This is a genomic window from Streptantibioticus silvisoli (assembly GCF_027947535.2).
Classification (GTDB): Bacteria; Actinomycetota; Actinomycetes; order Streptomycetales; family Streptomycetaceae; genus Streptantibioticus_C; species Streptantibioticus_C silvisoli.
In genome coordinates, this window is record NZ_JAAGKO020000039.1 from 1 (window position 1) to 20,188 (window position 20,188).

The 20,188-nt window shown below is 68.7% G+C and carries 18 protein-coding genes; 9 read left to right on the forward strand and 9 right to left on the reverse strand.

The features are described from left to right. Positions 1 to 106: 106 nt before the first annotated feature. From POF43_RS23300 to POF43_RS23310, 3 genes are all read left to right on the forward strand, one after another. Positions 107 to 1,495 carry an MFS transporter gene (locus POF43_RS23300; protein WP_271324739.1) on the forward strand — a complete coding sequence of 463 codons (1,389 nt, stop codon included), beginning with the start codon at positions 107 to 109 and terminating at the stop codon, positions 1,493 to 1,495. 102 nt (positions 1,496 to 1,597) lie between these two features. After that, complete coding sequence (locus POF43_RS23305) at positions 1,598 to 2,551, forward strand: GNAT family N-acetyltransferase (RefSeq protein WP_271323275.1); 954 nt, start codon at positions 1,598 to 1,600, stop codon at positions 2,549 to 2,551. Positions 2,552 to 3,245: 694 nt separating this feature from the next. Continuing rightward, a complete protein-coding gene (locus POF43_RS23310) occupies positions 3,246 to 3,713 on the forward strand; it encodes a hypothetical protein (RefSeq protein ID WP_271323274.1) in 468 nt (155 codons plus the stop codon). A gap of 145 nt (positions 3,714 to 3,858) precedes the next feature. Here the strand turns inward: POF43_RS23310 and POF43_RS23315 are convergent, their stop codons facing one another. From POF43_RS23315 to POF43_RS23345, 7 genes are all read right to left on the reverse strand, one after another. Next, the gene (locus tag POF43_RS23315; RefSeq protein ID WP_271323273.1) at positions 3,859 to 4,080 is read right to left on the reverse strand and encodes a DUF397 domain-containing protein; all 222 of its coding nucleotides are present in this window, start codon (positions 4,078 to 4,080) and stop codon (positions 3,859 to 3,861) included. A 145-nt stretch (positions 4,081 to 4,225) separates the two neighbouring features. Continuing rightward, positions 4,226 to 4,447 carry a DUF397 domain-containing protein gene (locus POF43_RS23320; protein ID WP_271323272.1) on the reverse strand — a complete coding sequence of 74 codons (222 nt, stop codon included), beginning with the start codon at positions 4,445 to 4,447 and terminating at the stop codon, positions 4,226 to 4,228. Between the two features lie 145 nt (positions 4,448 to 4,592). Beyond that, positions 4,593 to 4,814, reverse strand: a complete 222-nt coding sequence (locus POF43_RS23325; RefSeq protein ID WP_271323271.1) for a DUF397 domain-containing protein — start codon at positions 4,812 to 4,814, stop codon at positions 4,593 to 4,595. Between the two features lie 147 nt (positions 4,815 to 4,961). Continuing rightward, positions 4,962 to 5,183 carry a DUF397 domain-containing protein gene (locus POF43_RS23330; protein ID WP_271323270.1) on the reverse strand — a complete coding sequence of 74 codons (222 nt, stop codon included), beginning with the start codon at positions 5,181 to 5,183 and terminating at the stop codon, positions 4,962 to 4,964. A 146-nt stretch (positions 5,184 to 5,329) separates the two neighbouring features. Next, entirely contained in the window at positions 5,330 to 5,551 is a 222-nt protein-coding gene (locus POF43_RS23335; protein ID WP_271323269.1) for a DUF397 domain-containing protein, read from the reverse strand. Between the two features lie 147 nt (positions 5,552 to 5,698). Continuing rightward, a complete protein-coding gene (locus POF43_RS23340; protein WP_271323268.1) occupies positions 5,699 to 5,920 on the reverse strand; it encodes a DUF397 domain-containing protein in 222 nt (73 codons plus the stop codon). After that, positions 5,917 to 6,750, reverse strand: a complete 834-nt coding sequence (locus tag POF43_RS23345; protein ID WP_271323267.1) for a helix-turn-helix domain-containing protein — start codon at positions 6,748 to 6,750, stop codon at positions 5,917 to 5,919. Before POF43_RS23345 ends, POF43_RS23340 begins: the two co-directional genes overlap by 4 nt. Positions 6,751 to 7,403: 653 nt before the next feature. Between POF43_RS23345 and POF43_RS23350 the strand changes: the two genes are divergently transcribed. From POF43_RS23350 to POF43_RS23370, 5 genes are all read left to right on the forward strand, one after another. Beyond that, on the forward strand, positions 7,404 to 9,101 hold the full coding sequence (locus POF43_RS23350) for a carbamoyltransferase family protein (RefSeq protein ID WP_271317374.1): 1,698 nt from the start codon (positions 7,404 to 7,406) through the stop codon (positions 9,099 to 9,101). Positions 9,102 to 9,171: 70 nt separating this feature from the next. Beyond that, on the forward strand, positions 9,172 to 9,957 hold the full coding sequence (locus tag POF43_RS23355; RefSeq protein WP_282704734.1) for an HAD family hydrolase: 786 nt from the start codon (positions 9,172 to 9,174) through the stop codon (positions 9,955 to 9,957). Continuing rightward, positions 9,950 to 11,347, forward strand: a complete 1,398-nt coding sequence (locus tag POF43_RS23360) for an MFS transporter (RefSeq protein ID WP_271323265.1) — start codon at positions 9,950 to 9,952, stop codon at positions 11,345 to 11,347. The genes POF43_RS23355 and POF43_RS23360 overlap by 8 nt, the downstream gene beginning before the upstream one ends. A gap of 577 nt (positions 11,348 to 11,924) precedes the next feature. Further along, positions 11,925 to 12,779 carry an inositol monophosphatase family protein gene (locus tag POF43_RS23365; protein WP_271316896.1) on the forward strand — a complete coding sequence of 285 codons (855 nt, stop codon included), beginning with the start codon at positions 11,925 to 11,927 and terminating at the stop codon, positions 12,777 to 12,779. A 128-nt stretch (positions 12,780 to 12,907) separates the two neighbouring features. Continuing rightward, the gene (locus tag POF43_RS23370; RefSeq protein WP_271323264.1) at positions 12,908 to 14,047 is read left to right on the forward strand and encodes a hypothetical protein; all 1,140 of its coding nucleotides are present in this window, start codon (positions 12,908 to 12,910) and stop codon (positions 14,045 to 14,047) included. 238 nt (positions 14,048 to 14,285) lie between these two features. Here POF43_RS23370 and POF43_RS23375 read toward each other — a convergent pair whose 3' ends face one another. After that, on the reverse strand, positions 14,286 to 15,830 hold the full coding sequence (locus tag POF43_RS23375; protein ID WP_271323263.1) for a hydrolase: 1,545 nt from the start codon (positions 15,828 to 15,830) through the stop codon (positions 14,286 to 14,288). A gap of 908 nt (positions 15,831 to 16,738) precedes the next feature. On the opposite strand from POF43_RS23375, the gene POF43_RS23380 reads away from it, so the two are divergent. Then, entirely contained in the window at positions 16,739 to 19,732 is a 2,994-nt protein-coding gene (locus POF43_RS23380; RefSeq protein WP_271325438.1) for an ABC transporter substrate-binding protein, read from the forward strand. 61 nt (positions 19,733 to 19,793) lie between these two features. Here POF43_RS23380 and POF43_RS23385 read toward each other — a convergent pair whose 3' ends face one another. Continuing rightward, complete coding sequence (locus POF43_RS23385; RefSeq protein WP_271326179.1) at positions 19,794 to 20,123, reverse strand: TfoX/Sxy family protein; 330 nt, start codon at positions 20,121 to 20,123, stop codon at positions 19,794 to 19,796. Positions 20,124 to 20,188 lie beyond the last annotated feature (65 nt).

Here is a 20,188-nt window from a genome sequence, read left to right on the forward strand (position 1 = left end):
TCTACGACCAGGCCACCGGCGCCGACGCCCACTGCCAACTCAACAACCCCACCCTCATGACCCAGGACATCACCGACTGGATCACCGACACCCTCCACACCACCGAATGAACCACCCCACCACCCGGCAACCCACCACTCCCAGCCGCGCACACCCACCACGGCGTCCCTCCGCCCTGGCGGCCGCGTTGCCCGCCACCGTGCTGGTCGGGCTCGACGCCTCCGCGGTCAACGTGGCGTTGCCGGCGATCGGGCGGGCGCTCGGGGGGAGTACCGCCGGGCTCCAGTGGATCGTCGACGCCTACACGCTGATGTTCGCCGCGTTGCTGCTGTCGGCCGGGGCGATCTCGGACCGGCTCGGTGCCAAGCGGGTCTTCGCCGTCGGCCTGGCGGTCTTCACGCTGTCGTCGGTGACGTCGGGGTTCGCGCCCGGGCTCGGACTGCTGGTCGGCTCGCGGCTGGTGCAGGGGGCCGCGGCGGCGGTGCTGCTGCCGACCTCGCTCTCCCTGGTCCGGCAGGCGTACGACGACCCGCACGAACGGGCCGGGGCGCTGTCGCTGTGGTCGGTCGGCGGAGCGGTGTCGATCGCGGCAGGGCCGGTGCTGGGCGGCGTGCTCACCAGTGCGCTGGGCTGGCGGTGGATCTTCTGGATCAACGTCCCGGTCGGCCTCGCCGCGCTCGTGGTCGCCGGCCGGGCGGCGCGTTCGCCACGCCGGAACGCGGCCTTCGACCCGGCGGGGCAGGCGACCGCGGTCATCGCGCTCGCCGCGCTGACGTTCGGCGTGATCGAGGGCGGCGCCACGGGATTCGGCCGGCCGCTCGTGCTGGGCGCCCTGGTGCTCGCGGTGCTGGCGGCGACGGCGTTTCTGCTGGTCGAGCGGCGCGTGGCCGAGCCGATGGTGCCGCCGGGCGTCTTCCGGTCGCGGGTGGTGAGGGTGAGCGTGGCCGTCGGCTTCGCGCTGAACGCCGCCTATTACGGCTCGGTGTTCGTGCTCGGCCTGTTCTTCCAGGAGATCCTCGGCAGGTCCGCGGTGGTCGCCGGCCTGCTGTTCGTGCCGATGACCGGCATGATCGCGGTGGGCAACGTCTTCTCGGCGCGGGCCGGGCGCCGGTTCGGCAAGCGCGTGCCGATCATCGCGGGTCAACTGGTCGCCGCCGTCAGCCCGTTGGCGTTGCTCGGCACGGGGGCGCACACCGGGCTGCCGCTGATCGCGGTGGCGCTGGTGCCGTTCGGTGCCGGTGTCGGCTTCGCGGTGCCCTCGCTGGTCGCGGCGATGCTCGACGACCTGCCCGCCGACCGCGCGGGCATGGCGGGCGGCGTGCTGAACACCGGCCGGCAGGTCGGCGGGGCGCTGGCCGTCGCGGGCTTCGGCGTGCTGGTCGCGCACCGGTCCGGGTTCGGCGCCGGACTGCACCTGACGATGCTGATCTCGGCGGTACTGCTGCTGGCGACCGCGGCGACCTCGTTCGCGCTACCCCGGCGGCACGCACGTTGACGGACGCGCCCCGACGCGCCCGGCACCCCCGCGTCCCCCACCGCCCGGCACCCCCGGAAATCGGTTGGACGGCCATGGGGAGGGCTGTCACAGTGACCCGCTATGGCGAACATCGAGCTTGTGAACGCTGCGGACGTGCGGCTCATGCAGGGGCTGGCGCAGCGGGTCACCGCCGTCCGGCCGGATCTGGTGAACAGCGACGCGTCGTACGGCGAGCTGGCCTGGATCTGGGGCAAGGGGCAGGCTGCCGCCGGTGCGACCTGGCCGCGCCGGCTGTGGTTCTCCGGCGGGGAGCTGGTGGCGTGGGCCTGGCTCACGCTGCCGCGCCGGGTGCGGCGCAACGACGGGTCGGTGAAGGACGTCAACGGTGCCTATCTGGCGTACCAGGTCCATCCCGACCACCCCGAACTGGTTGACGAGGTCATCGACTGGTACGACCGTACGGCGGCGGGCCTGGAACGTACGCTGCTGCCGAACGCCGTCGACGAGTTCGCCCTGGAGCGGTGGGCGGCGCACGGGTACCGGACCGACCCGGAGTCGCTCGGCGACGAGGGGTCCTGGACGCAGCTCAACGAGCGGGACCTCACCGACATCGAAGAGCCGGTCCTGCCGGACGGGTTCCGGTTCCGCAACGCCGACGAGGCCGGCCCCGAGGCCGTGGTGCGGGCCCATCTGGCCGCCTGGGCGCCCTCGCCGTACACGGCCGAGAGCTACGAGGGCGTCAGGGCGACGGCGCCGTACCGCGGTGACCTGCACGTCCTGGTGGAGGCACCGGACGGGACGATGGCGTGTTCGGCGATCATGTGGCTCGACGAGCTGAACGCGACCGCCGAGTTCGAGCCGGTCGGGACGCATCCGGACTACCGGCGCCGGGGGCTGGCGCGGGCGATGCTCCTGCACGGGATGCGTCTGGCGCGGGCGGCCGGGGCCAGGCAGATGACCGTCGCCTGCCTGGGCGCGCCGGGGCACGTGAAGGCGCGGCAGCTGTACTACGGCGTCGGGTTCAAGATGTTCACGCGGGACGTGCCGCTCATCAAGGCCGCGACCGCGGCCTGAGGCGGGGCGCGGCGGCGCGGTCACCGGACAGAGGGTGCGGCCGAGCGGGCCGTCGAGGGCCCGTTTGCTACCCCGTGGCCGACGAAGCCGCGCCGGCACGGCAGAACACCTCGGCACTACTTGCCCGGCACGTCGCCCGAACGTGCGATGGAACCGGCGGCGTGATCCATCGCCCCAATGCTCCCAGCGGACCCGCCAGCACTGCGCCGTCCCGAGTTCCGTGGGTTTCCGGCCGTTTGTCGTGACGTCCTCATAGTGGATCAGTAATTCGCGCATGCTCATCGTGGGCGAATTTTTGTCCGCCAGAACGAACGTGAGTATGCCGTTCCTCGGACCGTTTCAGGTCGTCCGATCGCCTTCCCTGGCCGGCGCTTTCGCTCGTTGCAGCTCATTGACCTGCAAAGTCGCCGTGCGCGCGATGCAGAGAAGGAGTGTGATCATGGCGTTGAGTTACTGCCGCTTTTGTGGAGAGCCTCAGGAGGGGGTCAAGCCGGGCGCCAAGGCCCCGGTCCACACAGCCCAGGGACAGACCAAGAAGTGCCTGGGGTCGAAGCAGACTACCACCGTGAGGTGACCGGGCCTTTTCCCGCGATCACCCGATCAGGGCTTCCGCTGGCCGAAGCGAGCGGAAGCCTCCCGTCTCCGCTATAGCCTCGACACGCAAAGTGCGGCGAACACAGCGAACGGGATCGACATGGCCTTTGAATTCTTCGACATGGTCTTCCAGCAGCCGGACATTGATCCAAACCTCGATGATCTTCCCCTCGAGGCTGTCACGTACCCAGCCACCGCCCGCCGAGATGCCGAGGTCTGGACGGCGGAGGTCCATGGCCTCCCTGACGGGCTCTCGGCACATGCCGAGGCGGCAACGTGGCACGAGATGGAGGAAGCCCTGGTCGCCCGGGTCCCCCGGGACTTGAAGGCGGCCCCCGGCACCGTCATCGTCTCCGTCGAGCCCGCCGACCAGAACGCGGTCACCGCGATCCGCGCCCTCACCCAGGCCCGGCTGAACCGCGCTCTCGCGGAACAGGCCGAGCGCGACGCGGCCCGAGCCGCTGTCCGCCTGCTGGCTTCGCAGGGATGGGACGCCGAGGACATCGGCACGGTGCTGCGCCTTCCCACGGCCCGGGTGGAGAACGTTCTCGCCCCCGCCGAGGTCTGAAGCCTCCATCAACGGCATGACCGGGTGCCGGCGTCACTGCCCGGAGATGCCGGCACCCCGGAGGACGTGACCGCCGGCCCGACTGTTGGGCCTGCCACACGGTGCTCAGGGGCTCGACCTGCGCCCGTCAGCCACCACCGCGTGACTACACCTCGCCGAACTCTCCCCCGGCGACCGCGCGCACGAAGTCCCCCCACGCCTGCGGGGTGAACGTGAGCGCCGGGCCACTGGGCGCCTTGCTGTCACGAACGGGAACCACACCGGCGGGGACGAACGCGGGGGCCCACTCGACGCAGTTCATACCGCCGTTGCCGCTGTATGACGACTTGACCCACTGGGCGCGCGAAAGGTCCGGGTTGGTCTTCATGGTGGAAGCTCCTCCGTCACCGAAAGGACGAACGCCGCCACGTCACACGGCGGCAGGGCACGCACTCAGAGCGTAAACACCAGCGAGCGCCGCAACATCCCCCAGAAAGCGCAGAATCGCGACGCCTACAACCATCCCCGCGTGACTACACCTCGCCGAAAACTCCCCCGGCGACCGCGCGCACGAAGTCCCCCCACGCCTGCGGAGTGAACGTGAGCGCCGGACCGCTGGGCGCCTTGCTGTCACGAACGGGAACCACACCGGCGGAAACGAAGGCGGGGGCCCACTCAACGCAACTGCCACCGCCGTTACCGCTGAACGACGACTTGACCCACTGGGCGCAGGAGAGATCAGGGCTGGTCTGCATGGTGGAAGCTCCTCCGTCACCGAACGGATGAACGCCGCCGCATCGCACGACGACAAGGCACACAATCAGAGCGTAAACACCAGCGAGCGCCGCAACATCCGCCAGAAAGCGCAGAACCACAACGCCCGCAGCCACCACCGCGTAACTACACCTCGCCGAACACTCCCCCCGCCACCGCCCGCACGAAGTCCCCCCACGCCTGCGGAGTGAACGTGAGCGCCGGACCGCAGGGCGCCTTGCTGTCACGAACGGGAACCACACCGGCGGAAACGAACGCGGGGGCCCACTCGACACAGTTGCCACCGCCGTTGGCGCTGTACGACGACTTGACCCACTGAGCGTGGGAAAGGTCCAGGCTGGTCTTCATGGTGGAAGCTCCTCCGTCACCGAACGGATGAACGCCGCCGCGCGTCACACGACGGCAGTGGACATACTCAGAGCGAAAACACGAGCGGCAGCCGCGACATCCGCCAGAAAGCGCAGAATCGCGACGCCTACAACCATCCCCGCGTGACTACACCTCGCCGAAAACTCCCCCGGCGACCGCGCGCACGAAGTCCCCCCACGCCTGCGGGGTGAACGTGAGCGCCGGACCGCTGGGCGCCTTGCTGTCACGAACGGGGACCACGCCGGCGGGGACGAACGCGGGGGCCCACTCAACACAGTTGCCGCCGCCGTTACCGCTGAACGACGACTTGACCCACTGAGCGCGCGAGAGGTCCAGGCTGGTCTTCATGCTGGTAGCTCCTCCATCACCGACCGGATGAACGCCGCCACGTCACACGGCGGCAGGGGACGTACTCAGAGCGTAAACACCAGCGGGCGCCGCGACATCCGCCAGAAAGCGCAGAATCGCGACGCCCGTCAGCCACCACCGCGTGGCTACACCTCGCCGAAAACTCCCCCCGCCACCGCCCGCACGAAGTCTGCCCACGCCTGCGGAGTGAACGTGAGCGCCGGACCGCTGGGCGCCTTGCTGTCACGAACGGGAACCACGCCGGCGGGGACGAACGCGGGGGCCCACTCAACGCAGTTGACGCCGCCGTTACCGCTGAACGACGACTTGACCCACTGGGCGTGGGAGAGATCAGGGCTGGTCTTCATGGTGGAAGCTCCTCCGTCACCGAACGGATGAAACGCCGCCGCATCACACGGCGGCAGGGGACGTACTCAGAGCGTAAACACCAGCGGGCGTCGCGACATCCGCCAGAAAGCGCAGAATCGCGACGCCCGTCAGCCACCACCGCGTGGCTACACCTCGCCGAACTCTCCCCCGGCGACCGCGCGCACGAAGTCCCCCCACGCTTGCGGGGTGAACGTGAGCGCCGGGCCACTGGGCGCCTTGCTGTCACGAACGGGAACCACACCGACGGGAACAAAGGCGGGGGCCCACTCGACGCAACTACCACCGCCGTTGGCGCTGTACGACGACTTGACCCACTGGGCGCAGGAGAGGTCAGGGCTGGTCTTCATGCTGGTAGATCCTCCATCACCGACCGGATGAACGCCGCAGAATCTCGCGGCGACAGGGCACACGCCCTCAACAGATCGTAGGCCCGTCGATGGGCCTTCACCACGTCTGCGTCCTCGATCAACGTACCGGTGGTGATGCTCTCCTCGTACGCCACCTGCGTGCCGTCGTCCATGGTCCAGAGCGCCAGCGTGCCACCAGCCAGTGCGTGCTCGCCGTGTGTGAACGGCAGAATCTGAACCGTGCTGGTGGGGGTGAACGCCATATCGGCAAGCCTCTCCAATTGACCCCGCATCACCTTCGGCCCACCGTACGAACGGCGCAGTACGGCTTCGTCGAGGATCAGGGCCACATCAGGTGCGGGGTCAGCCTCGCGCACTGCACCTTGCCGAAGCATCCGGGCGAGCAGCAGTTCACCGATCTCGTCCCGTGTCGCCCGTGGGTTGCCGCTCTTGAACTGCGCACGGGCGTACTCCTCGGTCTGCACGATGCCCGGAACCAACTGACCTGCGTACTCGTGGATCGTCCTTGCCCGGGCCTCCAACTCCATCCGGCGCCGGAACTGATCCGGATGAACCTCCTTGCGGGCCAGGGCGTACAGCTTCTGGAACAGCCCGCCCGTGTGGAACGTCGCGTCCAACCTGGCCGGCAGGTCGGGCGCCATCATGGCGTCGGCCGTCTCCACCCTGGACAGCACGCTCTTGCTGAACCCCACGATGCCGCCGAGGCGTTCGAGGCTCATGCCCTCCTGCTCGCGGCACCGTCTCATCTCCGCCCCGAACAGATCCCGGGCCGATCGTTCAGGTCGCAATACCCTCGCTCGCGCCGGCATATGACTCCGCCTCCCGTTCCGCAGGTCGCAACATCACTCACCGCCGATCATAGGGGCCAAATGAGTGACTATGGACACACGGAGTAAAATTACTGGAGTAGAAAAGTAGCCTGGCGAGCGCCCCCCACGGGCGTCCGCCCCGGGGCACGGAGGCCGACGGCGGTGCCGCATATGCCAGCCCGGACGGGGAAGTCGTCCCCCGCCGGTGTCACACCGTTCCGCGCGTTCGAGCCCTGTTCGGACGGCGTGGAGCGCGTCGTGACCCATGAGAATGCCCAGGTAGGATCATCGGTAATCGCCGTGGCCGTCGGCGAGTGGCGCAGCCGCTCCCGGGCACGTCGGCGCGGTGGTGGCGGGCGAAACCTGACGCTCAATCACTTCTGGACAATCACTGAGGGTGATCTACCCCCCCTCACTCGGTCGCCCCAGGCTCCTGAGCTCTTTCACAGCCTCCATCCCGTCTTCACCGTAAGTGAGGCTTCACCTCCTGTCTCTCCGGTGATCGCCCGGATTTTGTATACGGACTGGCCAGATCCATTTGCTGCGGACTGCTCGGGTCCACATCCGCCGGTAGCGTTCCGTCCGCTCACCGTCCGGCCCGACCGTTCTGGGGGCCGGATATCCCGGAATTCGTGCCGCAGAAGGGTCATCCGATGATTGTCCTCGGAATTACGAACAATGATCTCGCCGGAGCGTGCATCGTGCGCGACGGAGAAATAGTCGCCGCGGTCAGCGAGGAACGGTTCTCCCGCATCAAGGACCACAGCACCTGGCCCGAGCAGTCGATCGCCTACGTCTTACGTGAGGCCGGTGTCTCCCTTTCGGAAGTGGACCGCGTCGCCTACGGATGGTGCGCGGGATTCGACATGGACAAGCACTTGCTGCTCTACGTCGACCGCATTTCCGAGGAAGCGCTGGCCCGTCCCGAGGCCCTGCCGCACCTGCGCAAGCGCATCGCCGACGAGATGCGCAACGACAAGCCGAAGCGCGGGGAGTTCGACGCGTTCGTCGACGAGCACGGCCTGCGCGACAGGACGGTCTACGTCGACCACCACGAGTCGCACGGGCTGGGCGCCTTCCTCTGCTCGCCCTTCGACGACGCCCTCGTCGTCACCTGCGACGGGCGGGGTGACTTCCAGTCCCTGACGGTCACCAGATACTCCCCCGAGGGCGAGGAGGTCCTCCGGCGGGAGACCTCCATCGACAGCCTGGGGTATTTCTACGGCCGTATCACGAAGCTGCTGGGATACAAGCCCAACCGGCACGAGGGCAAGATAACCGGTCTTGCGGCCAACGGAGATCCCGAGAAGCTCCTTCCGCTGATGCGCAAGATGATAGACATCGAAGAGGGCGGCGCGTTGCGCGCGCGTTGCGGTGACTTCTACCAGCCGTCCTACAACGGCTATTCCGATGTCCTGCTCGCCGAGATCGCCAAGCATTCCCCCGCGGACGTGGCGGCCGCCGCGCAGCGCCACATCGAAAACCTCCTGACGGCGATCGTGGCGCAGCACATCGACCAGGTCCCCAGTGGGAACGTCTGCCTGTCGGGCGGAGTGTTCGCCAACGTCAAACTCAACCAGCGTATTTTCGAGACCGCCGGTGTCAGCAATGTTTACGTGCTGCCTCCCATGGGCGACGGCGGGCTGCCGCTCCAGACGGCCGTCATCGTGGACCACCGCGAGGAGGGCAAGCGCCCGCGCGTGCCGTCCATGGCGCTGGGGCCGGAGTCGGCGATCTCCGAGGGACAGCTGGAGGAGATCCTGCGCGACTACCCCGACCTGAAGTTCCGCCGGGTCGGGGAAGGGCTCCAGGAGGAACTGCTGGACGCCCTGGCGAACGACCGCGTCGTCGGCCTCTACCGCGGGCGGATGGAGTTCGGCCCCCGCTCGCTCGGCCGCCGCAGCGTCGTCTACAGCACCCACGACGTGACCATGAACGACTGGCTCAACAAGCGGCTCAACCGCACGGAGTTCATGCCCTTCGCGCCGATCACCGCGATGGAACTCGCCGAGGACTGCTACGTCGGCTGGGCGCCCGACCAGCCGTCGGCGCTCTTCATGACGATCACCTACCCGTGCCACGAGAAGTTCGCGGTCACCTGCCCGGCGGTGGTGCACACCGACAACACCGCCCGCCCGCAGATCGTGCGGCGCGAGGACGACCCGTTCCTGCACAGCCTGCTCATGGGCTGGCACGAGCGCAGCGGTCAGGCCGCCCTGGTCAACACCTCGTTCAACAAGCACGAGGAGCCCATCGTGGGATCGCACCGCGACGCGCTGGACCCCTTGCAGGACGACGTCATCGACCTCCTGCTGATCGACGACGTCTATCTGGTGCACAAGGCGCTTTGACCGCAGCCGGCCCGACCGGTTGTCAGCTGATCACCGTTTGTTGGCGGGTCACCACTCGGACAGGAGTCACATGCAAGGGGAAGCCGGTACCGGGCTCGACGTCGAGGCCGTCGTCTTCGACATGGACGGGGTCCTGATCGACTCCAGGCCGGTGATCGAGAACGCCTGGCGGGACGTGGCACGCCGGCACGGGCGCACGCTGGACTCCGCCGAGGTCGAGGGCTACGTCCACGGGCGCACCGGCGCCGAGACGGTCCGGATGCTCTTCCCCGAGCACTCCGACGCGGCACGCAAGGCGATCTGGGCGGAGGTGGACGCGGTGGAGGAGGAGGCCGCGTACTCCGTCGTCCCGGGCGCGGACGCCATCGCCGCACGGCTCGCGCAGTTCGGCGTGCCCCTGGTACTGGTGACCAGCAGCTGGCAGCGCAAGATCGAGAACGCGCTGGGGCGGCTGGGCCTGCTCACCCTGTTCCCCGAGGTGGTGACCCGCGACGACGTGGAACGCGGCAAGCCGCACCCGGACCCGTACTTGATGGCGGCACGCCGGCTGGGCATGGACCCGGCCCGGATGCTGGTCTTCGAGGACTCGGTCAGCGGCGTGGCGTCGGCGGTGGCCGCCGGCGCCCTCTGCGTCGGCATCGGCGGCGGCGAACTGCTCGCCGCCGGCGCCGTCGCGACGACGGTCGACTTCACGGCACTGTCGACGCGGTCGGCGGAGGGACTGTCGGCGGAGGGACTGTCGACGGAGGCGGCGGGGGCGGCGGGGTCGGGGCGGTCGGGGTCCGACGTCCTGCTCGACGGCCTCGACGTTCCGATCCGCGTCGTCGTGCGGGAAGTGTCGGGCCGCCATGCGTGAGGCCGCCCCGGCCCGCGGCCCCGCGGTGCCCGCCGTTCCGGTCGAGACGTGGCAGGCCGCGCCCGGACCGCGGATGGCGAGGTCCGCGGTGGTCTCCGCGTTCTGCATGTTCTTCCTCCTCGGCGCGTTCACCGCGTCGATCGGCGCCTCGCTCCCCGCCCTGCGGGAGCGTTTCGGCTCCGGCCACGCGGTCGGTGACATCGTCAGCCTGTACAACTTCGGCGCGCTGGCGGCCACCGCCGCGATCGGGCTGCTCGGCCGCAGGATCAGGATGCGGCTGGTCATCGGCGCCCTGCTCGTCTTCCTCGCCGCCGGAACGGCCGGCATGGGGCTGAGCGCCGGCTGGACGTCGTACGTCTCGTTCGCCGCGGTGGCCGGGGTCGGCTACGGCGGGATGACGCTCACGCTGAACACCGCGTTCGCCCGGGGGTTCGGCGAGCGCAGCTTCGTCATGGTGAACCGGCTCAACGGCGTGTTCGGCGTCGGCGCCATGCTCGGCCCCCTGGCGGCCGGCCTCGCCGGGCGGTTCGACATCCGCGTGCTGGCCCTGGCCGCCTGCCTGGTCTCCCTCACCTGTGTGCTGGTCCACCGGGCCGGCGTGGCGCTGGAGGACCCGGCGCCCGCGCGTCAGCCGTCCGGGACGCGGGACGGCACCTCGCCGGCGGCACGTCAGCCGTCCGGTGCGGCAGACGCCGGTCCGGTGGAAGTGCGGGACGGCACCTCGCCGGCAGCACGTCAGCCGTCCGGTGCCGCCCAGCGGCTGGGCTGGTCGTTCGTGCTGTTCCTCGCGGTGGGGCTGTTCTACGCGGGGACCGAGACCAGCGTCGGCACCTGGCAGTCCACCCAGCTGGTCAACACCGGCTGGAGCGCGGCGGCGGCCACCACCGCGGCCTCGGGCTTCTGGGCCGGGATGGCGCTCGGCCGGTTCGTCCTGCCCCGGCTCACCCACCGGGTACCGCCGAGCACCCTGCTGCCGCTCCACCTCGCCGCCGCGGTGGGCATGCTGACGCTGGCCGCGGTCCCCCATCTGGCGCTGCTGGCCTACCCGTTGGCCGGCCTGTGCCTGGCACCGGTGCTGCCCACCCTGGTGACCTGGGTCTCGCGCCTCGCCAGGGTCCCGCAACGGGCGACGTCCGTGCTGACCCTGTGCTGCATGCTGGGCAACGCCGTGGTCCCCGCAGTGGTGCAGACCCTGGTCGGCTCGCACGGGACCACCACGATCCCACTGGTCCTGGCGGCGTCCTGCGCGGTCACCCTGTGCTGGACGGTGGGGCTGTGGTGGGCGCAGCGCGGCAGGAACGCCTCCGGAACCGGGCCGGGAACGCGCACGGACAGCGGAGGCTCACCCCGGGCCCCGCTCCCGTCGCAGGACCCCCGGCCGGCGGTCTGACCGGTGGGGGCGGAATTCGACCGACTGCACCGCGTCCCGCCGGCCGCCGAGGACACCCCGACGCCCTCCTCGGCGACAAGGGCTACGGCTCCCAAACCAACCGCCTGAACTGCGAAGACGCGAAATCCTGCCCGTCATCTCCCGCCGTGGAGAGGCCAAGGTCCACGGACCGGGCAAGCTCCCATACGTCGTCGAGCAGACCTTCACCCCGCTCGCCAGTTCAATCGCCTCGCCGTCCGCCGGGCACGACGCACCGAACTCCACAATGCTTTCGTCTCCCTCGCATGCGCACTCATCTGCTGAAGGCGCCTCAAACGAGCCCAACCATGATCGTGTTAAAAGCCTTTATCCACTACCACAGACTCGCGCAATGAGACGGCTTCTGAGTGTGCCGAAGCCACTGCGGTGTCCGTTGATGGTCTCGGCGAGTGCGCTCGCTCCGTGTACCTCTTGCGCCACATTTACAGCCCCGAAGTTCGGGACCTACTGGCACCTGACGCCTGGTGTTGCCCAACGTCCGACGATGCCAGACTGGTCGTCAGTTCACTGTTGCGATCGGCTTGGGGGCCTCACAGCCATGTCGTCCGTCACCATGCTCTGGACCGCCTTGGAAGACCAACTGCTACCGGTCTTCAGCGACTACCGTGCCCGCCTGGCAGATCTACCAGTAGAGGTGAAGGATGACCGGACGCTGCTGACTGAGGCTGATGTGGTGGTCCAAGATCTGATCATCGCCGCCATTCGCAAGCTGGAGCCAGGTGCAGTGGTGATTGCCGAGGAGGATGAACGCACCAAGACTCGCACGGACGTTCGAGCATCTGAGGGGCGAGTCTGGGTAGTCGATCCCATTGACGGCACCGCAGAATTCGTTCGTGCGGAGCGGACGGAATTTTGTTCCGTTGTCTGCCTGCTCGAGGATTGGCAGCCCTCCGCAGCATTCGTACTGGCACCCGAGTTGGCTACTGGTCGACAACCAATCATCGTCACGGCAGATGCCTCACGCCGTGAAATCCGCGTTGGCGGCGAGCTACGCGCACCTTTCCGTGGGCTCAGCGGCCACGTATCAGCCACGCGGAGCGCGGACGAGGATCGGACCGAGTTCGATACCACTGCTAAAAAGGCGGGCCTGACGGTTAAGAGCGGAACCACGTCGCAAACCATTGACATGGTTCGGACCACCCTGGATCTCAGCGACCTCACGACACCGGCATTGCCTCCCTTCGACTTGTTCTGGCGCCGCCACCAGAAACTATGGGATGGCGCGGCGGGGCTCTGTCTGGCCAAGGCAGCCGGGCTGCGAAGTTGCACTGAACAAGGCAAGGAAATCCCGCTTGATCCGGAGTTCCTCAGCGCGGCAACACCTGTCTTCTCTTCCGACATCACCGGCCGCCCCGAGTCCGTGGACTGGCTCCTGAAGGCCATGCGCGGATGAGCACGGGGCAGCCAGATACTGGCGTCGTACTAGACGTTACTTCGCTCATCAGCGCTGAAGATTTTTTACTGTCTCAGAATAGACGAACCGCTCCGGAAGACCCATTCGCGCGACAGTGCTTCGTCGAGGTGATCCAGTCACTGATTTTTATGTCTCAGATCCACGTCGCGCACCCGATCCTGGCAGATCCACGACCGGATGATTTCGGCGAACGACCGTTGCTCTTACGCACCCTTATGGACGCCCACTTGCTCCGCCCTCTACGCCTGGACGACAGCCAGTTACGTACTGCCACGACTTTTGAAGCGGCGGCGATCCACGACCTGCAAGGCGTACACGGCATCTCCAGCATGGCCCGGTTTGTTGAGCACACATTCGCATGCGATGCAGCAACAGTCGGTGGCCAAAACGCTCTATCGGCCCGCATTCGGGACTGGAGCGCCTTCCAAGAGCGACAGGTCCGCTCAACCACGGGCCATCATGGACGTCGCATCCCTACTCTCGATGGCGTAGAGGAAGATGCCTTTGGTGAATGGGCCAGAGCAGCTGCAATTATTTTGGGGGAAGCACTGGAAGATATCACTGCTCCCGGGCAGGGACGATACCTCATGGCTACCCTGGCCCGGGGCATGAAATACCGCGCGCGGTCGGAGGCATTGGGCATCTCATATCAGTCCCACCCCATGCGTCGCGATTTTTCTCTAACTTTCGACATGACCCGCGGAGGCGCCGACAAAGATCAAGTGCTCGATCTTATTCAGACTGTGCGCGGCATTCACACTACAATTGCACAGGCAGCCGAACGCAATGAGCACCACCGAGTGCGTCTGCTTCAGCTGGAACTACCTCTATTGGGTGGGCGCCTGTGGGCTCGCGATGAAGTCGGCACTCACAGCGACAAAGAGTGGACCAAAATTGTCGTCGGACGTATCAGGGACTACCGGCAGCGCGCAGCGGAGCTGCGACGAGCTGTGCAGCAGTGTGTGACCGACGAAGACTACGCGCGCCTGGCGCGTGACATAGATAACGTCAAAAGGCAGCTTTTAGAACGCCTCGGGCTACGCCGCGTCGAACTGTCCGACATCGAGCGGGAACTGGTGGGCACCGTCGCCTCTGTTGCCGAGGCTGCTCCGGGTGTTCCAAAGGTCAGCGGGTTATGGTTCGGGGCTCGTACACTGGGCAAGCAGTTCTCCTTCACAGGAGCCCAGCCTTTCCAACGTTTCCTTTATCGAGAATTTATCGATGCTTGGAAGCGCGCTGGTCGATAATACGCGCCTGCGCTTGCGATGAAGCCTGACTTCCTGGTCATCCATCCGCGGCCCTCACGATGCCGAAGCCGCGCCGCGTGCCGGACTCACTCGTCCTGGCCGCCGTCATCGTCGTCGAGATCGACGGCCTCCGGATCGCGCGGCGGGCGCAGGCCGGTGACCGGCTGGGACCGCCTCCGGTGGGCGGGTGCCCGACACGCGTCCGGGTCCCCGGTGAGGAACAGGATGCGGTACCGCGTCAGCTCACGTTGACGGCGGTGTCGTCCACGACGAAGGACGTCTGGTCCTGGGCGTCCTCGACACCGGTGAACTTCAGCGTCACGGTCTGCCCGGCGTACGCGGCCAGGCTGTAGGTGTGCTGGGCGTAACCGGTGTTGTGGCTCAGGTTGGAGAAGGTGGCCAGCGTGCCCAGGACGGTGCCGGAGCTGTTGAGCACCTGCACCTTCAGCGTGTCGTAGGCGGTGCTGGTCGAGGTCTCGGCGGTGTCGACGTGCAGCCAGAAGCTGGCGTTCGCCGTGGTGCAGCCGGACGGGATGGAGACCGACTGGGAGGCGGTGTCCGTGGTCGCCTTCCCGTAACCGTCGAGCCACGCCTTGTACGAACCGGTGTGCGCCGGCTCCTTGGTGGCGGTGTTGATGATGCCGCTGGTCGCGGTCCAGCCCGAAGTGCCGGACTCGAAGCCGGGGTTGGTCAGCAGCTGGCCGCTGGTGCAGCCGCCGGTGCCACCGGTGGTGCCGCTGGTCGTACCGGACGTGGTGCCCGAGGTCGTGCCGCTCGTCGTACCGGTGGTGGAGCCGGCCGTCGTACCGCCGGTGCCGCCGCCCGAGGAGCCGCCGCCGAGCCACGCGGTGGCGTTCAGCGCGAGGGCCGCGTTGGAGTCGGTGTTCCAGCCGTTGTACAGCGTGTTGCCGGACTCGCCGGTGCCGTCGTCGACCGGGGAGGAGTCACCCCAGAAGGCGACGCGGCCGCTGCCGTAGGTGCTGGTCGCGAAGAACACGCCGGTGTTGCCGCTGGAGCCCGAGGTGTAGAGCAGGCCCTTGGCGTTGGCGTTGTCCGACGGGTGCAGCGTCCAGGTGGTGCCCGAGTCGATCTCGCTGCTGGTGACCTTGCCGAACGAGCCGTTGAGCACCGGGTCGCTGGAGTCGTTGATCGCGGTCGGCGTCCCGGAGGAGATGTCCAGGTCGTCGTCGCTGACACCGAACGGGTCGTTGTTGTCGACGCCGTTGTTGGACATCAGGTCCTGGATGACCTGCGGGGAGTCCCAGCCGTCGTTGTCGCGGTCGCTGCCCTTGTGGTCCGAGATCAGGAACAGCCCGCCGCCGTTCTGCACGAACTGCATGACCGCGGTCTTCTCGGCCGCCGACAGCTGGTTGTTCGGCTCGTCCAGCACGAAGGTGTTGAAGTTCTTCAGGTCCAGCGCGCCACCGGTGCCGTACGTGATGGTGTTGCCGGAACCGAGGGTGTCCAGCGTGTAGTCGCCGGTCTTCTGGAGCGCGACACCCCAGGCGGACAGCGCACCGGTCCAGTCGGTCTCCTTCGACGGCGAGGCGTTCTGCTTCGTCGGGTCCGGGATGCTGGTGCTGATGATCCAGTCGGCGTTGCCGGCCGTCTCCGCCTTGGTGTCGTCGAAGAGCACCTTCTGCGTCGTCGCGGCGGGGGCCGCGGCGCCGTTGGCCGCGGGGGCCGGGGCCGCGCTGGCGTGCGCGGCCGCGCCGGCCGCCACCGCCGCTACGACCGCCACGCCGCCGACCAGGCCGCGCAGGTGTCTGTGTGTCCCAAGCATCCGTCCTACCTCCGGGTGGGGTGACCGTGGTCCGTGCGGGTGCCGATTCTCCGCGCGTAGAACGTGGAGCCGACCACCAAGACATGGAGAGCGGCTGAACCGTACATGACATACATGCCCCGGGCAACGGGTTTGCTCCCCTGAACCGGGTGGCGGGGCGGTTTTCGTATACGGGTCGCTCCGCGGGTGCGCTCCGCTGGGTGGGGTGCGCTCCGCTGGGCGGGGTGAGGTTGCGGGGTGGGGTGAGGTTGCGGGGTGGGGGTGAGGTTGCGGGGGGCGGTGAGGTTGCTGGGGGTGCGCTTTCGGCGACGGGGAGGTTGCTGGGGGGCGGTGCGGTGAGGTTGCGGGGGGCCTTCGGCGACGGGGAGGTTGCCGGGGGGCGGTGCGGCGAGGTTGCGGGGGGCCTTCGGCGACGGGGAGGTTGCTGGGGGGCGGTGAGGTTGCGGGGGGTGCCTCCATGGTCGACCTCCCGCCGCGCCGACGGAAGAGCGGCTCGCCGGTGACCCGCCGATGGCGGTCCGGCGGATGGCAGCACGCGGCGGTGCGGACCGCGTCGCGCACGCCGACGCGCGGACGCCGGCGCACAGCCCGGCGCCGCCCGTGGCGCACGCGTGCGGTGACCCGCTGATGGCGGTCCGCCGTCCCGGCTCCGGGGAGGCGGTGCGGCGGGGTGGGGCGGCTCCGGCTCACTGGCCGGAAGCCATCCAACTGATCGTCAACTTCCTTACGTATCAGCACGGTTGGAGTTAAATTCGAATCTTCTTCCGAGGCCGCGGCGCCGCGAGGCTCCTGGGCCCTGGCACGGCGGGGGCGACATGGCCGAGGGGCGCGCGTACACCAGGGCCTTACGTGAGATGTTCGGACTCACCGACTTTCTCGTGCAGAGGTTCCGGACCGATCACGGCCTCATGCCGCTCGTGGTCTTCCAGGCCGAGAGCGGCAAGGCGAAGGACGACGCGACCGTCGAGTACATGGTCGAGCAGCTGCGCCTGCGCCACGTCGAGGGCGAACTGATCTGTTTCGACCTCAAGGAGCACGCGAACCGGACGGACGCCGGGAAGAAGCGGAACCAGGACCAGTACGACGCGGCTTTCGACCTGCTCGACTCGCTGTCCAACGCGTCCAACTGGGGCGGCTCCAACCTGCCGCGCTCCCGGCGGCTGGCCTTCCCCCGCAGCCTGCTGGTCAAGGCGATCGCGGAGGCGGCCGAATCCGGAAGCGGGAAGAACGCACTCGACGAACTCAGGAAGATGCGCTGGCGGCCCCGGAGCTCCGGCAGCAGGAAGTGGCTGGCCGGCGAGTTCAAGGCCGTCACCGACGTCGGCAACCTGTTCGGCGCCGTCGTCCTGCTCGTGGTGACGACCGTGCTCGGCCAGTCGAGCTGGCGCTGGCCCCTGGTCCTGCTCGTCCTGCTGTTCCTGCTGTTCGGGCTGTGGAGGGTCCTCCCGCTCTTCCGTCCCCAGCTGCTCTGGCTCAGTCCGGTCAACCGCTGGTTCTCCAGGAGCACGTTCCTGGCGGCGGGACAGGGACAGGCCGGCGGGAAGTCGTGGTCGTGGTGGCGTCCGCTGCGCTCGGGGCGGGTGATGACGCGGCGGGCCGACGGCCTGTCGAAGCTGTTCGCCGCGGCCCCCCGCAGCACCGCCCTCACCCGGGCGCGGGACGCCGATGCCCCGCAGGAGGAGCCCGCCGGGACGGAGGACACGGGCCGTCACCCGCCGCTGCCGCGCGCCCTCGCGACGCTGGCGGCCCGCCTCGTCCCCGCCGGGTGGCGCGAACCGGCGGCGAGCGGGACCACCGAAGTCGTCAACACGAAGCAGTACCTGCTCCAACTGCGGACCCTCGCACTGCTGGAGGACCTGCGGGCGCTCTACCGGCCGTGGATGCCCGACCTGCGCCGCCGCAAGCGGCCGACGCCCCCGATCATCTTCTTCCCGAGGGCCACCGAGGACAGCGGCACCATCGCCCTGCTCGACGCGATCAACGACATCCGCTGCCGCCGCAGCGAGGTCGACCCGCTGCTGGTGATCGCCGGCGTGGACCGGGCGGGTATGAGGAAGCTCAGCGAGTTGTCCGACTCGGGCCTGCGACGGCCGCCGTCGGGTGAGTGGAACGTCGACGTGTACGCGCAGTGGGAGGACGGGCTGCTGCTGGGCCAGTCGCCCAACGGCCGGCCGTGGATACTGCACCGCCGGATCAGCCGGGAGGACATGGAGGAGACCGCCTGGAAGCTGACCTCCCCGCAGGAACCGGCACGTTCCCTCTGGGTGAGGATGTGGTCGGTCTGGACGCTGGCGGCGGTGCTGGTGGTGGCCGTCCTCGCCGCCGGGCGCTTCGGCCAGGACTACGAACACCGCTACTGCGGCAGCCGCATCCTCTTCGGCAACCACGACCTGCGGCGGGTGCCCGACCTGGAAGGCACCGGCGTCGAGTGCATCGGAGTGACGGACCGGGCCTACCCGTTCGACGACGGCGGGTTCCGGCTCAACGGCGGCACCCCGCAGAACCCCGGCACCGGACCGGGCGAGGGCGTCACCGTGAGCACGGTCGAGAACTGGATCACCGCGTCGAACGCGACGATCGGCAACAGCCCGCACGTCACCGTCGTCTACGCGGGCCAGCTGTCGACCTGGCAGGACCAGCCGACCCAGGTGCGCAACGGCCTGGAGGAGCTGGCCGGCGTCTACCTCGCGCAGCAGTACGTCAACAGCGGCAACATGGACGGGCCGAAGATCCGGGTGCTCATCGCCAACGGCGGCCAGGAGCTGCGCCACCAGTACCTGATGGCGCAGCAGATCGTCCGGATGGCCAAAAACGATCCGACCATCAGCGCGGTGGTGGGTCTGGGACGCGACGCCGACGACAGCGCGAAGACCGTGGGCCTGCTGGAACGCAGCGGCCTGGCGGTGGTCGACACCACCAACTCCTCGCCGACGCTGGCCTCGGACAGCACCAACTACTTCGGGCTGGCCGCGACCGACCAGGAGGAGGCCAACGCCCTGACCAACGTCCTGCCCAGGACCTCCCGCGAGTCGCCCGCCCTCGTGGTGACCCGCACGCCGCAGGGCACCGACGACCAGTACAGCCCGCAGCAGCGGAAGGCGGCCACCACCGCGCTGACGCAGGCCGGGTACAAGGTGCGGCAGGTGTCGTACACCTCCGGCAGCGACACCTCGTTCTCCACCGCGATCGACACCATCTGCGGCGGCACGTCCAAGGTGATCTACCTCGCCGGCCGGGCGGAGGAGTTCTCCGCGCTGCTGAGCAGCATCGCCGGCAACGGTTCCTGCGGCCGGCCGCTGGACCTGCTGACCGGGGACGACCTGACGAAACTCGACTTCGACACGAGCACGTCGGTGCCGTCCAACGTGCAGGTGTACTTCGCCGCGCTCGCCGACCCGGCGGTCACCGGCCAGCAGTCGGCCCTGCTCAACAGCGAGCAGGACGTTCCGCAGCTCAGCGAGCACAACCCGCGGGCATCCGGGAAGAACACCGACCTGCCCGCGGCGATCCTCAGCGAGCCGATGTTCGAGGACGGCACGCTGTCCCTGGGGTACGAGGCGACGGAGGTCGTCCAGAACGCCGCGGACAGCGCCGGGGCGGTCGACCACGGCTACCGGTACGCGGTGCTCGCCCAACTGCGCCGGACCGTCCTGGCCAACCAGCCCACCGGCTGGGTCGACTTCGAACACTTCCCGCAGATCGGCACGGCGACCGGTCACGGGATCGTCATCTACGGGGTGACCCACAGCGACGAGGGAAAACCGACCCTCAAGCTGACCTGCGACACGCTGTCCGGCATGCGGTCGTTGAAGGCGGCGCCGGCGCCTGCGGCGGCGCCGTCCGGCTCGTCGGCGGGGAAGGGTTCGGTGGGCACCTGTGACCCGAGGAGGGTGACGGGGTGACGGGGTCACGGGGGCCGGGGGCCGGGGGCGGGGAGGACGGCACCGCGCACCGGCCGCGGCGTCACCCCTCCGGCAGACTCGCGGCGTAGGCGTGCGCCTCGTCGACCCAGTCGTACAGCACGACGTCGTCGACGAGGGCGTCCACGTCGACCATGATCCAGCCGCGCATGGTGTGGCCTTCGTCGACGAAGGGGGCGGCGCCGGGCCGGGCCAGCGCGGCGTCCGCCTCCGTCGGCCCGACCCGGACCACCAGGGCGTCGGCCAGGACGCTCACCGCGAGGTTGCCGTCGTGGTAGAACGCCAGCCCGGTGACCTCCACCCGCTCCGTCACCCCCCGATGCCCGGCAATCCGCTCCCGAACCCGCCCCGCCAACCGCTCGTCGTACGCCATGCGCCACTCCGATCCGTCCGGTGACTCAGCGTATCCGGAATGTGACGCGGAGGAGTGTGCGCAAC